Origin of the sequence: Vibrio galatheae (assembly GCF_000967545.1) — a bacterium.
Lineage (GTDB): Bacteria > Pseudomonadota > Gammaproteobacteria > Enterobacterales > Vibrionaceae > Vibrio > Vibrio galatheae.
This window is the reverse complement of sequence record NZ_JXXV01000016.1, coordinates 1-15341: the sequence shown is the minus strand read 5'-3', so window position 1 is coordinate 15341 and position 15341 is coordinate 1. Positions and strand designations below refer to the sequence as shown.

Below are 15341 nucleotides of genomic sequence, written 5' to 3'. Positions count from 1 at the left end.
ATTAACGATTGCAATACTATCTTCGAATGCCACTTAATATCTTGTCTGAAATCAATGTTTGCATGTATCAACGGAAAAGTATCATCGCCATCTATATCAATCATGCTCGCGCTTCATACAGAATGACGCACCAGTATACTGGTTAGATCTTTAGGTCATTTATAGATTGCCAAAAACGTCAAAAAGCAATCCGTCAAAAACGTTAAAACCCATCAAAAAATTGCATTATTAAGACATAAACTGCGCATAAAATGGAGGGGACAAAAAATAAAATCATTAAAAACAAACACTTATAACAATGTCGTTTTTCTTATATTGTATGGCGTTAATTTTATAAGTAAAAAAAGGTCACATGGTTATAGTTAACCACGTCGAGAGGGCTATCCCCTTGAGGCACATTGAATTCCAGAGGTGGTGCACAACGCACCACTCCGGCAGCAAGCGAAGGTGTCGTTGGCACCCGTGGTATAGTCCCCCCGGCTATACCACGACATTTTTTTCTATCTCTCGTAATCTTACCTAATTTCAGCAACCAGCAGACATTGCGTCTATATCGACCAAATCCACGCTACCAAGTTCTCAGTTCGTCAGATCTGATATCCATCTAGATAAACAAATGTTTATCTTATTGATCAGTTTAAATATTTATTCTTATGGTAGAAAGATCGCCTACGGCTACACTCAATAACAGCAAAAATGAGTTACATAGCGCTTTGGGACAACCAATAACCACTAGGCGTAAACTAGATAGTGCCTATGTTAAGCGGGTCTATAGGAAAGGAGCGTTAGCAGGCAGCTTGTTCTTCAACAAACTGCGTCGGCGACATGCCAAAACGATGTTTAAATCTTTGACTAAAATAAGAAGGGTCATTGAAACCGCATTCGAAAGCGACATCCGATACTCTTTCCCCAGCCAGTAGGCGTAGGCACGCATTGTCCAAACGTACTTCAGTTAGATACTCAGTAAAGGTCTTCTCTATTGAAGACTTTAATCGGCGCTGTAAACTGCGTTCCGAAACGTAGAGCAGCTTAGCGGCAGATGAAGTACTAAACTCTGGGTCAGCGTAATGCGCTTCAACCAATTGTCGTACTTTTGACAACCACACATCGTCATGGTTGAGCAGATTTTCGTCCTCTTCTGCGACGACAGCGCTACCATCTATTGGTAAACTCTCTTGCCACGCAATTTCAATTAAGTTTCTTTCTTTAGAGCTAAATAAGTGTATGTCACCACCACTTTGCGTGACCAGTTTGCTCAGGTTGTCGTTCGAGCTAACACTTGTAGTGTCTATATCAAGTGCGCTACCTTGATCTAGCATGGAAAATACAACCATTCCCTCTCTCTGCATTAGCTGGATCGCAACCACTTGGTTCCGATAGCAGCGACGCAACATGCCATCAAATAGCACATTGAACAGTTCATCTAGATTAAAGTCTTTGACAGCAACGAATAGATCTTCATCAGCCTTAAGCTCAATCTGAATACCGACTCTATTCAATTCATTTTTCCAGCCAGTAATGACTGAACGCAGCACCATAGTGATATTAAAAATTGGCAATGATTTTCCATTAGCCGATCGAATATTGACCAACATGTCTAATTCTTGCAGCATATATTCAGTCAACTGAGACGGTGTGAGTCCTTTAGCCACTGTGGCATTCAACCTTTGTTTTAGCTTTTCTATCGACTGACTGTAGAACAGCCATCTCACGTGTAATTGTTTACGCAGTTGATTGTTATTCCCCAATAAAACCCGGCTTTGATGTCTCAGTTGGCTCGTTTTTAACGCGACTTGCGCTTTCAGTTCTCTGTTCGTCTGTGCCATCAAACGAGAACGCCAGTACGCAATTATTGCGATAACAGACAGTAATGCCAAAGCAAAAGTGAACAGCGCAAAGTTGCTTAGAAACCAAGGTTCACTGACGATAAACTGATAACGATTGCTCTCGCCTTTCACTCGGTCACTTCTCACCGGCCTTACTTCCAGTTGGTATTGACCGGGCATTAGATGCTCTACCGATAACGTGCTGCCATCTAAACTTTGCCACTCGCTACTTTGATTAAGCCGATATTCAAGAATGATATTGCTTGCGCTTGGTAGGTAACCAAATTGGAAAGAAATTGATTCGCCATAACCGATTTCGGGCACTTGTTTAACTGTATTGGCTAAAGAGTACTGCTTTTGGTTCCGTTTAATTTGGCTAAAAATGACTTGGGTGCTTGGCAACTGACTCGCCACGAGTTGCTCGGTATCAACCTTAACTAAGGTGCTTTCTGCACCCAACAAAATGACTCGTTCGCTGCTACTTTCAAAGCTACACATATCAGGTAGAAATTCATTGTTGATGACCCCGAAAGGCTCACCATAATGCTGCACGATTCTCCCATCTGAGGTATAACGAGAGAGTCCGGTCGATGACGTTAGCCAAATACCATCTTGGTTTTCAATCAGGCACTTAGGCGTTACATGTCCATTTACCATATCGAGCGATTCTGCGGTGTTTTGATAAAGGTCAAGACTATACAAGCCGTAACGGCTCGCTATCCAAAGCTCTTTGTCATTGGGCTGCAGCACATCGATGACCTCGCCATAGGTAACACTTTCCCCCGCAAAGCTGATCTGTCCATCGCGAACCAAATAACTACCATGTTCAGTGCCCAACATCACGTAATCCTGAGACGTAACATACATATGGGTAAGCTGGGCGGGAAGATACTTGTCAATCATCCAGTCAGAACCGTACTGAGTTAACTGACGCGTTGCCAAATCAAAACTCCAAAGTTCGGTTTCACTTGCCCCCCATACTTTATTGTGATGATTAAACTCAATCAGGAGAACTTTGGTGGTTTTAAGAAAATTAGGTAGATTATCGGCGATGATCTCTCCTGAATCCGCTTCGATGCACACAATGCCCTCATCTGTAGCCAACCACAGCACACCATTATGTTCCTCAATATCATGCACATCACCTCGGTAAACAAGCTTGCGCTGGGCTGTGTGGTGTAGCTCTAACTGATACACCCCTTTACTGGTCAACAACCAGTAACCATCCCCCCCTTTGCGCCGAGTTAAACCAACCAGCTTTTCACCACGGGATAAGTATAGGGATTCGTTGGAGTAGCGAGTAAATTGATGAGAGTAGAGCGAAAAATACCGGACTCCTCGATCGGTGGCGACCCAAACCCCTCCGGCGTGGTCATTTAGCAACGCATAGATTTTTTCTCCGTCGAGACGGCTACCGACGCCAATTCCATGTTCAAATTTTTGTGTTTCGCCGGTTAAAAAACGATAAACATACAAACCTTTTTCAGTGCCGATCCAATACTCTTGGTCTGTTTCGGTAATACTCAGAACATGGCTACCCGAAATCGTACGGATCGGATCGTTCGGCTGATCAATACTAAAGATAATGGCACCGCTGAGAGAACCACCAATCAGCTCGCGCCGCGTCTCAGAAAAGTAGAGTTTCTCTACATAATTTTTCCCCGACTTTGGCACATGTTCAAAGTGGTCGTCATTTGATAAATAGACCCCAGCATCGGTTGCTACGACCCATTTTGATAGAATGAATTTAGCGTCATTTATCGTTATTTGAGACGATTGGTTGTAGTGGTAAAGCTCCATCAAAGAGAAGGTTTGGAACTCGCCGCTATCAAGGTGGTAGGTATAGAAGTTTCTTTCATCCGCAAGCCAAACGTAGCGCTGCGATGTGCCAATTTTCAAAATTTCAGTACCCGGCGTTAAGCTAAATACCAACTCTTTCTCTTGATTAGGGACGTTACGGTAGATTTCGTTGTGAAAAAACGTCCAAAAAGCATTATCGATAAACGCTATTTGTGCAGAATCACTGTCGAGCGCGGAGCCTTGCTCAGGAAGAATATGTTGACCGTCATAAAACAATACATTGTTGCGAACGTCTTGTAGCCAGAGGCCACCGTCGTCCGCCAAAAAGAGTTGCTTCGCCGCAAAAACTTTACCTTGCGCTAACGTGGGTAACGGATAAAAGAGCTTTGGAGAGACATGAGCAGCCAAAGCTCCCCCGGAAGACAGAAGCCAAAGCGTTAACAACAAAGTGACCAGCTTGTTCAATTTGATCCGTTCCCTGACAGCAGACTAAAAAACCATGACGGTTAATATTTGAGCTTTGATACGCCCTATCGTTATTTTGTGATAATAATTATCTAGTAATTAGAGGGATTAACAAGTCAGGGAAGGAAATAGTTGACGACTTTTTCGTTCAGTTCACAGATATTTGTAAAGTCAAAGGCTTCACAGCCTTTGACTGAGAGGTGCTTACTTGACGAGACAGTCACTGAAACTGTCAGCAAGACTTTGTTTGAATTGGAAGTAACTGCCCTCAGTTACTTCAATATCAACAGCGAGAGGATCGAGGACACCTGTTTTAGCATTGCTTCCACGCGTGACCGATTGTACCACTGCTGGCGTAAACTGAGGCTCAGAGAACACACATTTAGCTTGTTCTTCCGCCAACGTTTTACGTATGTTAATCAAGGTTTTTGCACCTGGCTTACGCTCTGGACTGACAGTGAAATAGCCAAGGTGGTTGAGCTGGAAATCCTGCTCAAAATAACCATAAGCATCATGGAAAACGTAATAGCCAACGCCAGAAACAGGTTTAAGTTGTAGCGCGATGTCATTGTTCTGCTGCGCTAGCGTTTGTGTAAACTCTTGCAAGTTAGCAAGGTACTGAGAACGGTTGTCGGCATCCAGTTGAATCAGCTTTTCCGCGATCGCTTCAGCCACCTGCAACGTCGGTTTATAACCTAGCCAAAAATGTGGATCATGGCTACCATGATCGTGTCCATCATGGTCATGGTGATGCCCTGTAAACTCACGTAACGCCAGCCCTTCTATCTCGCTGATAGTTAGAACATTGTCACGTTTCATTAGCACTTTAGTTAAAAATGGTTCGAGATCCTTTCCGTACCAGATAATCAATTTAGCATCGTGCAGACGTTTGACATCTGAAGGACGCAGCGCATAGTCATGAGGCGACGTATTTGCTGCTAGCAATACCTCAGGCTTCGAAATATTTTTGGTCAGCTCTAAGGTGATCAACTGAATTGGCTTAATACTTGTTAACACTGCTGATGCATGAGCAATAGAAGTACTTGCGAGAACCATGACGCAAGCGGTTAAAAAACGTTTCATAGAATAGTGATTACTGACTGGTTTAAAGGATAAGTAAATGTTACATTATAACATTAACAAATTGCAAATGAGTTCCATTCATGTCGACTCTAGTCGAACTCGATAATATTAGTGTTCAATTTGGCGAACGTACCGTACTCGACAAAATCTCTCTGCGCCTCAAGCGAGGTGAAATTACAACGTTAATCGGCCCAAATGGGGCGGGAAAATCGACCTTAGTCAAGATCTTGTTGGGATTGCTTAAAAGCTCTAGCGGTAAAGTGAACAAGGCCAAAGGAGTAAAGATTGGTTATGTTCCACAAAAGCTGAAGCTCAATGAATCTCTTCCCCTCAACGTCGATCGCTTTCTACGCTTAGCAGGAAAATACAGTAAACAAGAACGTAATGATGCATTGAAGCTGGTGGGAGCTGAACATCTGGTGCGCAGTAATATGCACTCTCTATCTGGAGGGGAGAATCAGCGTGTTCTTCTCGCTCGTGCCTTGCTGCAACGTCCAGACCTATTGGTGCTAGACGAACCGGCTCAAGGTGTCGACGTTCAGGGACAGATCGACCTATACGAGCTGATTGACACAATACGCCACCGTTTTAATTGTGCGGTATTCATGGTTTCACATGATTTACACCTAGTAATGGCGAAAACCGACGACGTGGTCTGCATCAATCATCATGTCTGTTGCTCTGGTGCACCCGCGGATATTGCCCAGCACCCTAGCTACATTGCTCTATTTGGTCACACTCATCAGCAGCCATTCGCTTTCTATCACCATGATCATAGTCATCATCACGACCTAGCAGGTGATCCTGTTGAAGGTGATGCAGATATTTGTTCAAATCATTCACACGGCCACCACCATGATTGAGTTTCTACTTCCTTCGATTTTAGCTGGCCTTGGTATAGCCGTGATAGCAGGGCCACTCGGTTCATTTGTTGTCTGGCGAAAAATGGCCTATTTTGGCGACACCTTGGCACATGCTTCGCTCATGGGCCTCGCCCTTGGCTTTTTACTCGATGTAAATCTTTATTTAGCGCTCACGGTGTGCTGCTTAATACTGGCGGTAGTCTTGGTGACATTGCAAAAGCAGCAATTGGTCGCCACAGACACATTACTCGGTATTCTCGCCCACAGTTCACTTTCTTTAGGCTTAGTGTCCGTCAGTTTTCTCGATAACGTTCGTATTGATCTAATGAGCTATCTATTTGGCGATCTGCTCGCTGTCACTCCTGAAGACTTAATATACATCTACGCTGGTGTTGCTATCGTGAGCACTGTATTGGCGCTTTTTTGGCACTCATTGCTGTCGACGACTGTTAACGAAGATCTCGCTGCGGTAGAAGGCCATAACGTCGACTTAATGCGCCTCGTACTGATGCTAATGGTGGGCCTAGTTATCGCCATCGGGATGAAATTTGTCGGCGCACTTATTATGACCTCTTTGCTAATTATTCCCGCCGCCACAGCTCGCCGCTTTGCCAACACCCCCGAACATATGGCGGTAATGGCATCACTGATTGGTGCGATCGCAGTCCTGCTAGGGCTTAGCATGTCATGGCACTATGATACTCCTGCTGGCCCTTCGGTAGTGATTAGCGCCACCGCTATGTTTATGCTGAGTCAGATGTATAGGGTGAAAAACTAGCACAACGTAGGCAGGTAGGAGTTTGCCTTAGCCCTTAGCTTTGTTAGAGAGTTATGAGAAGGTGCTCGCTGCCCTAAACTAAAAAAGCCGATGTATTCACATCGGCTTTTGTCTAACTCACAAAGTATCAGCGCTTACGCCCCTTCATTGTGAAGCTCAAGATTGGCAAGATCTTGTTGTATCTCGCGTTGAGTTTTAGCATCATCGCTGCGCAGTGACTCTAGGAAATCTAAATAGCTTTGGTCAATATCACCTGTGACGTACTCACCGCTAAACACTGAGGTTTCAAATTTCTCAATATCGCGGTTTCCGCTACCAACGGCTTCGACGAGATCTTCAATCGTTTGGAAGATAAGTTCGTCAGCACCAATTTGCTGACAGATCGCTTGATTGTCTCGACCATGAGCAATTAGCTCACTCGCACTTGGCATATCAATACCGTAAACATTCGGGAAACGAATTTCTGGCGCAGCCGACACCATAAAGACTTTCTTCGCTCCGGAATCACGCGCCATCTCAATAATCTGTTCTGACGTAGTACCGCGCACAATTGAATCATCAACCAGTAACACGTTTTTATCTTTAAACTCAGAGCGAATCGCATTCAACTTACGACGTACCGACTTCTTACGTTGTTGCTGGCCTGGCATGATAAACGTTCGGCCAACGTAACGGTTTTTCACAAAACCTTGACGGTACGGCTTATCAATCGCCTGTGCAATCTGCAGCGCAATATCACATGAAGTTTCAGGAATCGGAATAACCACATCAATATCTAAATGGTCATACTCATCGCGAATACGATCACCGAGTTTTTTACCCATTTCAACGCGTGCACTGTAAACCGAAATTTTGTCGATAAAAGTGTCAGGGCGAGCAAAGTAAACAAACTCGAAGATACATGGGTTTAAAGTTGGATTATCAGCACATTGCTTAGTATGCAGCTGTCCATCAAAAGTAGCATACACAGCTTCACCCGGCGCCACATCGCGCAGGAAGTCAAAACCGACAGCATCCAATGCAACAGATTCAGACGCCACCATGTACTCCACAGAACCTGCGACTTCGCGTTTACCAAGGCATAGAGGGCGAATGCCATTAGGGTCGCGAAATGCAATCATACCGTGACCGATGATCATCGCCGTAACAGCGTATGCACCACGGATGGTACGATGGACATTAGTCACTGCTCGGAATACGTCATCGGCTGTCACGTTGCCTTTAACAGTGTCAATTTCGTGCGCAAGTACGTTGAGTAACACTTCTGAGTCTGACGTAGTGTTGACGTGACGGCGGTCTTTCTCAAACAGTTTCTCACGCACCTGAGCCGCGTTGGTCAGGTTGCCGTTGTGCGCTAGCGTGATACCAAATGGAGAGTTCACATAGAAAGGTTGCGCTTCTGAGGCACTTGAACTACCCGCCGTTGGGTAGCGAACGTGACCAATACCGACCTCACCTTGTAGCCTTTGCATGTGTTTCGCTTCAAACACATCCTTAACTAAACCGTTCGCTTTTCTCAGACGAAAACGATTGCTTTCTATGGTACAAATACCCGCGGCATCTTGACCACGGTGCTGCAATACCGTCAATGCATCATAGATAGACTGGTTTACAGGCGTTGTGCCCACGATTCCAACAATACCACACATGTCCTAACCCTCGATTTTGACAATGACTGGCGCGCTAGAACGCGCCAGATAAGAAACTAGATGTTGCTTGTAAGTGTTCGAAGAAAGGAGCAATGACTCGGCTAAACTCCGGCACCAATTGCGAACCTTTCCACCACTGTGAATCTGGAAACGATGTAAACGCATCCATAAAAAATAGTCCGGCAGACACAATCAGAACACCACGCAAACCGCCAAAGACGACGCCCAACACCCTATCTGTCCCCGATAAGCCTGTTTTTTGCACCAGTTGGGCGATCACGTAGTTAACGAGCGCACCAACAACTAGGGTTGCAATAAACAAGGCCGCAATCGCCGCTCCGTTGCGAAACATATCATCTTCGATATTGGTAAAGTAGGCAGCTAATTTCGCGTAGTACTGACTCGCGATAAAAAATGCCCCAAACCAAATCACCAATGACAACGCTTCTTTAGCGAAACCACGAACTAAACTGATCAAAGCCGACAGGCCGATCACACCTAAAATGACAATATCTAACGGATTCATTCTGTTCTTACATCTTAAGTTGGCGCGCATTTTAACAGAAAAAACGCTGACGCAAACGTTTTCTTATGGATTTAGTGGTTTAAATTTGAGCAATTGACCTTTTGAGCCAGTAATTTTTTCTAGTTCAATGATTTGACGTTCGAGTTTACTTTGAGAAACGTCAGGGCCAATAATTACCCGCGTAAAACCGTTTTCTAATTTTGTGTGTGCTTGGTAACCACGTTTTTGCAAATCGTTGACCAACACTTTGGCATTGTCTGCATTTTTCAACGCCGCCAACTGGATAATCCATGCACTGTCTTGATATTCATTGCGCTCAGGAACTTCCTTGATAACAGCAGGCAGAGAATCTTGGTCACTGACCACTTCATCTTCCACCGTCACCACTTCCACTGGAGATTGGGGCAAACTCTGGCTATCATCGATGGGATCTAACACTTCAAAACTTTCCAGATCACTGTCTAGTTCTGGTTTAAGCGGTATACTTGCTATCTCTTCTTTGTAATGTGTTTTCTTACCGTCCAGTACATCGGGCAACACAATAATCCCGATTGCGACGAGAATTATGGTACCAACGAGACGGTTTTGAAATTTACTTGCCATTTATTCACCTTTGCCTTGCCAATGCTCTAAGACCTCACCCACGGTATGGAATGAACCCACGACGAGAATGACATCGTCAGGATGTGCGCATGTCATCGCCGCTTCAAAAGCTCTTACTGGGTTTGCATATTGAGTATTCCCCGTAGGAAGAAATCGACACAGTTCTTCAGCATGCGCTGCGCGCGGACCAGATAGTGAAGCCGGATACCAAGTTGCCGAGATAGGTGACAAAGCCTCAAGCGTAGATTCGATATCTTTATCATGCAGCATAGCGACAACGGTATGAATATTTTTGCCGTGATACTGTTCCTTAACTCGCTCAACCAGATACTGTGCTGAATGAGGGTTATGTGCTACATCAAGTAAAACCGTCGGCTCACTACATAAGACTTGCATTCTTCCCGCGAGTTGCGCGTTTCTCAACCCATTGACTATGTTGACGTCGCTCAGGTCCAAACTAGCCGTCGCTAGTGCCATCAGCGCCGTTGCGGCATTTTGTAGTGGCAATCCTGGGATAGGGAGATCGTCTAGTGTGTAGCTACCATGAGTCCATTGCCAGGTTGACTCAGTCACCTGCTGATAATGGTACTGGATTTCAACTTGATACAACTCAGCGGCGATATCGTCTGCGTGGGCGGCAACCGTCGCTGGAGCCTTTGGCTGGCCACATATTGCTGGTTTACCGCTGCGGAAAATGCCTGCTTTTTCAAAGCCAATAACATTAATGTCGTCACCCAGCCAATCAACATGATCGATCGCGAGACTGGTAATTACGGACACATCATGATCAACGACATTAGTTGCATCAAGACGCCCGCCTAGACCCACTTCAAGCAACACGATATCTACATTTTCCGTCTGAAAAAGACGTAACGCAGCGAGTGTGCCGTATTCAAACAAGCTTAGACTGATATCCCCACGCTGCTGCTCTATATAGTCAAAAGCTGCAGCATGCTTTGCGTCGCTCAACTCTTCACCATTAATACGAACACGTTCATTGTAGCGGATTAGATGTGGTGAGCTATAAACACCGACCGAATAGCCAGCATCAAGCAAAATAGCTTCCATCAGTGCACAAGTTGAACCTTTGCCGTTAGTTCCAGCAACAGTGATAACCGTTTGGGCAGGTTTGGTGAGGTTAGCTGTTTGGGCAACAGCTTGAACGCGATCTAGTCCTAGATCGATGGCAGAGGTATGGATGTTGGTTAAATAATCAAGCCACATCGAAAGTGAAGATGTGGCTTGAGGAATTTGGCTTTGACTCATCTAACTATAACCAATTGATTGTGGTTGCTTGTTAGTGAGTTACTTTACCCTTTTTCGTCTGCTTCTGGTACAGAATAAGCAGCTTCATTTGGCGAATCGTTAACAGAAACCACCAAAGGTGATGGTTTATTGTTCATCTTCGCCATTAGGCTACCAATTCGCTGACGCATCTCGCGACGATCAACAATCATGTCAATCGCACCGTGGTCAAGCAAGAACTCACTACGCTGGAAGCCTTCAGGTAAGTCTTCACGCACTGTTTGTTCAATAACACGACGACCTGCGAAACCGATCAAGGCTTTTGGCTCACCAATATTGATATCACCAAGCATTGCTAAACTCGCAGAAACACCACCCATTGTAGGGTCTGTCATGACTGAAATAAATGGTAGACCTTTAGCAGACATACGCTCAAGCGCCGCACTGGTTTTCGCCATTTGCATTAGAGACATTAACGCCTCTTGCATACGTGCCCCACCACTTGCTGAGAAACAGACTAGGCCACAATTCGCTTCCATAGCGGCTTCTGCTGCGCGAACAAAACGTGCACCAACAACAGAACCCATAGAGCCGCCCATAAATGAGAAATCAAACGCACAAGCAACAATAGGCTGACCAAGCAGTTCACCTTTCATTACCACCAACGCGTCTTTCTCACCACTGCTTTTCTGTGCTGCTGAAATACGATCTTTGTATTTCTTAGAGTCTCTAAACTTCAGTTTATCTTGCGGCTCAAGCTCGTCCGCAATCTCAACACGGTTGTCTTCGTCTAAAAATGTTTCCAGACGACGGCGTGCTCTCATACGCATATGATGATCGCACTTAGGACATACTTCTAGGTTACGCTCAAGCTCAGCGTGGTAAAGCACCTGTTCACACGAAGTACATTTTGTCCAAACCCCTTCAGGGATAGACGCTTTACGTGAACTAACGATATTGCTTTTTTCTAAAATCTTTTCAAGCCAACTCATGGAAGACCTTTTCTCTCTACTCCCACGCCCAATAGCGAGGGATACAAATTCTGAATTTACGCGTGAGGATTAAAGCATATTAAATGCCAAGTGTAGACAAAAAACTGGTTGTACCTATTTCTTGAATCCGTTTCTCACACACTAAAGACCTGATTAGTTCGACAATTTAACATGGTTTAGTTCAAATTGTCTGGCAAAAATAGTGGTCCGATCGGTACTCTTGGTAATTCGAATTCTTGCGGGTAGTCAACATCGACTAAATATAAACCTTCCGCTTTCGCCGTAGCCCCAGCTTGCTTGCGATCTTTAATCTCAAGTAGCTGTTTAATCCACTCTGGCTTCTGTTCGCCGCGCCCAACACAAATCAGGCTGCCAGTAATGTTACGCACCATATGATGGACAAACGCGTTTGCTTTAATATCAATCACCACATACTGGTTATGGCGTGTAACGTGAATGTGCATCATATTGCGCCAAGGGCTGCGTGACTGGCAGTGGGTCGCTCGAAACGAAGTGAAGTCATTTTCGCCAAGAAGATATTGAGCAGCTTGGTGCATTTTTTTCTCGTCGAGTTCACCATGGTAATGGCTAACACCAGAAGATAAGATTCCCGGCCTCAATGCACTGTTAAAGATGATATAGCGGTAACGACGCGCCGTTGCCGAAAAGCGTGCATGAAACTCTTCAGGGACTTCTTTCGCCCAACGTACTGCAATATCGTCGGGTAGATTGGCATTCGCCCCCATAGTCCACGCAACCATCTTTCGTGTTGCTGTCGTATCAAAATGAACAACCTGCCCTGTGCCATGAACTCCCGCATCAGTGCGTCCTGCACACTGGACTTCAATAGGATGATTCGCAACGATACTCAAAGCGTGTTCTAGCTTTTCTTGGACGCTTTTTACTTCTCGCTGACGCTGCCAGCCAAAGTATTGGGTGCCATTGTATTCTATGCCTAAAGCAATTCTCATCAGGATGTTCTCGTTGGATTGTTTGAGCTTATAGTGGGGGCGGAAGTATATACCAAAAAACAAGGGGGCTAAACAGCCCCCTTGTACTCAGTGACTACTTATTCTTTATTGATACTATCGATAAGGTTTTTTGCTTCGCGACGAATTTCATCACTGCCATCGACGATAGCTTCCTCCAGCAACTTAATTGCTCCTTGGGAGTCATTCATCTCTACATAGATTTTCGCTAAATCGAGTTTTCCTGCGGCTTCAGCGTTAGTGTCGACATCAGTCGCACCGCCAATATCACCGATCACATCTGGGAAATCGTTTAAGCCAACATCGAGCTTCAGTTCATCATCAATTGCCTGTTCTTCTTCAGACTCAACTTCAGCCATCAACTCATCTATGGTACGGAAGCTGTTTTCCCTCGGGTCAAAGTCATCGAGATCAGGTTGGTCTTCCCAGTTTTCATCCAACACCTGAGCTTGCTCTGGCAAGTTATCTTGTGACCAGATATCCGCTTGATCATCGGGAATGTCATCCGAGATGCCCGCTTGCTGCTCGGGAGACAAACTGAAGCCATTCCAGTCTTCGCCCATTTCCAGCATGGTTTCAATATCCATTCCGGCACTGTCTGAAGTCGTGGTATCTATCGGAGTATCAAACGAGAAATTTGCACTTTCTGGCTGCTCCTCAGAAAGTAGCTCATCAAAGGCTTTTTCATCATAGTCTTGATGTGCAAGATCGATTTCCTCTGCTCGACTATTTGAGATTTCAGAAGGGATTTCACTCAACTCAGGCAGTTCGACAGGATCTAGCGCAAAGTCATCGCTACCCAACTCATCACTGGTTGGTTCCAAATCGTCCAACGCATCTTCTTCGTTGTAGTGAGGAAGATCAGACTCGTCGATCTCGATTGAATCGTATGACTCTTCAGCAGCCAAAGTGCTCGTCTCAATGTATGCAGGTTCATCGCTGGCTTCCGCTAATGCTTCCTCTTCACTAAACTCAGGGAGATCTAACTCATCAAGTTCAAACGTATCATCTTCCACCTCAGCTATTGGCGTTGACGCTTCAGCTTGTGGCTCATCCGCAGATTCGGCTATTGCTTCCTCTTCGCCGAACTCGGGCAGATCTAACTCATCAAGTTCAAACGTCTCTTCTTCAACTTCTGGCGTTAATGCTGCCGCTTCAGGCTGAGGCTCATGCGCAACTTCCGCTAGCGCTTCCTCTTCGCCAAACTCTGGCAGATCTAACTCATCAAGCTCGAACGTCTCTTCTTCAACTTCTGGCGTTAGTGCTGTCGCTTCAGGCTGAGGCTCATGCGCAACTTCCGCTAGCGCTTCCTCTTCGCCGAACTCGGGTAGATCTAACTCATCAAGTTCAAACGTCTCTTCTTCAACTTTTGGTGTAGGTGCTGACGCTTCTACCTGTGGATCATCCGCCACTTCGGCTAGTGCTTCCTCTTCGCCGAACTCTGGCAGATCTAACTCATCAAATTCAAACGTCTCTTCTTCAACTTCTGGCGTTGGTGTTGACTCTTCTTCCTGTGGCTCATGCGCAACTTCCGCTAGCGCTTCCTCTTCGCCGAACTCGGGCAGATCTAACTCATCAAGCTCGAGCCTCTCATCTTCCAGCTCTGCCGCTGGCTTTAACTCTTCAGCTTGAGGCTCATCAGCGACTTCCGCTAACGCTTCTTCTTCACCAAACTCAGGCAGATCTAACTCATCAAGCTCGAATGCCTCATCTTCTGGCTCAGCCGTTGGTGTGGACGCTTCAGCCTGTGGCTCATGCGCAGCTTCAGCTAGTGCTTCCTCTTCACCAAACTCTGGCAGATCTAGTTCATCAAGCTCAAACGCCTCTTCTTCCACTTCAGACTCTGGCATTGGCGCTTCAGGTTGTGGCTCAGCCACAACTTCGGCTAATGCATCTTCTTCACCGAACTCGGGTAGATCTAACTCATCAAGTTCAAACGTCTCATCTTCAACTTCAGGTGTTGATGCTGACTCTTCAGTCTGAAGTTCATTCGCGACTTCCGTTTGAGGCTCGTCGACCAACCAGTCATCATCTTGCGGAACACCAAATTCATTTGGAATTGCTTCTGGCTGAACCTGCGTTGCTACTGAGTCCGTTGGAACTTCTGGAACTTCTGGAACTTCTGGAACTTCTGGAACTTCTGGAACTTCTGGAACTTCTTCTCTCAGTGTGTCGTTTTGCTCTTGCTGAGCAAGTAAATCTTCTTCAACAATTTCTTGTTGTTCGGCGCCGGCGGTCGATGGAGCTTCATCTAATGAGTCAGAACTTTCCACTACTTGCGCAGGCTCTTGGCCCAGTGATGGCTTCTCAACCTCGTCGACCGCAGAGGTTAACCAATCATCTTCAGATTCGTCTTCACTGTCAGCCTCTGAGCTATCAATCTCAGTTGATGGTATTTGTTGAGCGATAGACTCTACGTCGTCGCTTGTCTGCTCAGCCGCTTGTTCGAACCGAGGATTTTCAACTTCATCTATTGCCGACGTTAACCAATCGTCTTCATCTTCTGGCTCTGGCTCTGGCTC

Annotated in this window: 11 protein-coding genes; 2 read left to right on the top strand and 9 right to left on the bottom strand. The window is 45.6% G+C overall.

From position 1 onward, the window contains the following. Window positions 1–785 precede the first annotated feature (785 nt). Both TW81_RS08575 and znuA read right to left on the bottom strand, forming a co-directional pair. Window positions 786–4091, bottom strand: coding sequence for a helix-turn-helix domain-containing protein (locus tag TW81_RS08575; RefSeq protein WP_239424315.1), 3306 nt, complete (start codon window positions 4089–4091; stop codon window positions 786–788). Window positions 4092–4295: 204 nt separating this feature from the next. Further along, window positions 4296–5174: a zinc ABC transporter substrate-binding protein ZnuA gene (gene znuA / locus TW81_RS08570; protein WP_045955300.1), complete on the bottom strand. Its 879-nt coding sequence runs from the start codon at window positions 5172–5174 to the stop codon at window positions 4296–4298. Window positions 5175–5254: 80 nt separating this feature from the next. Between znuA and znuC the strand changes: the two genes are divergently transcribed. Further along, window positions 5255–6037 carry a zinc ABC transporter ATP-binding protein ZnuC gene (gene znuC / locus TW81_RS08565; RefSeq protein ID WP_045955299.1) on the top strand — a complete coding sequence of 261 codons (783 nt, stop codon included), beginning with the start codon at window positions 5255–5257 and terminating at the stop codon, window positions 6035–6037. Beyond that, the gene (gene znuB / locus TW81_RS08560; protein ID WP_045955298.1) at window positions 6030–6815 is read left to right on the top strand and encodes a zinc ABC transporter permease subunit ZnuB; all 786 of its coding nucleotides are present in this window, start codon (window positions 6030–6032) and stop codon (window positions 6813–6815) included. Before znuC ends, znuB begins: the two co-directional genes overlap by 8 nt. Window positions 6816–6949: 134 nt before the next feature. Here the strand turns inward: znuB and purF are convergent, their stop codons facing one another. The 7 genes from purF to TW81_RS08525 all read right to left on the bottom strand — a co-directional run. After that, window positions 6950–8464 (bottom strand): amidophosphoribosyltransferase, encoded by a 1515-nt coding sequence (gene purF, locus TW81_RS08555; protein ID WP_045955297.1) that lies wholly within the window; start codon window positions 8462–8464, stop codon window positions 6950–6952. A 34-nt stretch (window positions 8465–8498) separates the two neighbouring features. After that, window positions 8499–8990 carry a CvpA family protein gene (locus TW81_RS08550; protein ID WP_045955296.1) on the bottom strand — a complete coding sequence of 164 codons (492 nt, stop codon included), beginning with the start codon at window positions 8988–8990 and terminating at the stop codon, window positions 8499–8501. Window positions 8991–9053: 63 nt separating this feature from the next. Beyond that, complete coding sequence (locus TW81_RS08545; protein WP_045955295.1) at window positions 9054–9593, bottom strand: SPOR domain-containing protein; 540 nt, start codon at window positions 9591–9593, stop codon at window positions 9054–9056. Then, window positions 9594–10859: a bifunctional tetrahydrofolate synthase/dihydrofolate synthase gene (folC, locus tag TW81_RS08540; RefSeq protein WP_045955294.1), complete on the bottom strand. Its 1266-nt coding sequence runs from the start codon at window positions 10857–10859 to the stop codon at window positions 9594–9596. Between the two features lie 44 nt (window positions 10860–10903). Continuing rightward, complete coding sequence (gene accD, locus TW81_RS08535) at window positions 10904–11830, bottom strand: acetyl-CoA carboxylase, carboxyltransferase subunit beta (RefSeq protein ID WP_045955293.1); 927 nt, start codon at window positions 11828–11830, stop codon at window positions 10904–10906. 176 nt (window positions 11831–12006) lie between these two features. Continuing rightward, the gene (gene truA, locus TW81_RS08530; RefSeq protein ID WP_045955292.1) at window positions 12007–12801 is read right to left on the bottom strand and encodes a tRNA pseudouridine(38-40) synthase TruA; all 795 of its coding nucleotides are present in this window, start codon (window positions 12799–12801) and stop codon (window positions 12007–12009) included. A gap of 98 nt (window positions 12802–12899) precedes the next feature. Beyond that, window positions 12900–15341: FimV/HubP family polar landmark protein (locus TW81_RS08525; protein WP_338061730.1), on the bottom strand; the 2442-nt coding region annotated here is incomplete at its 5' end.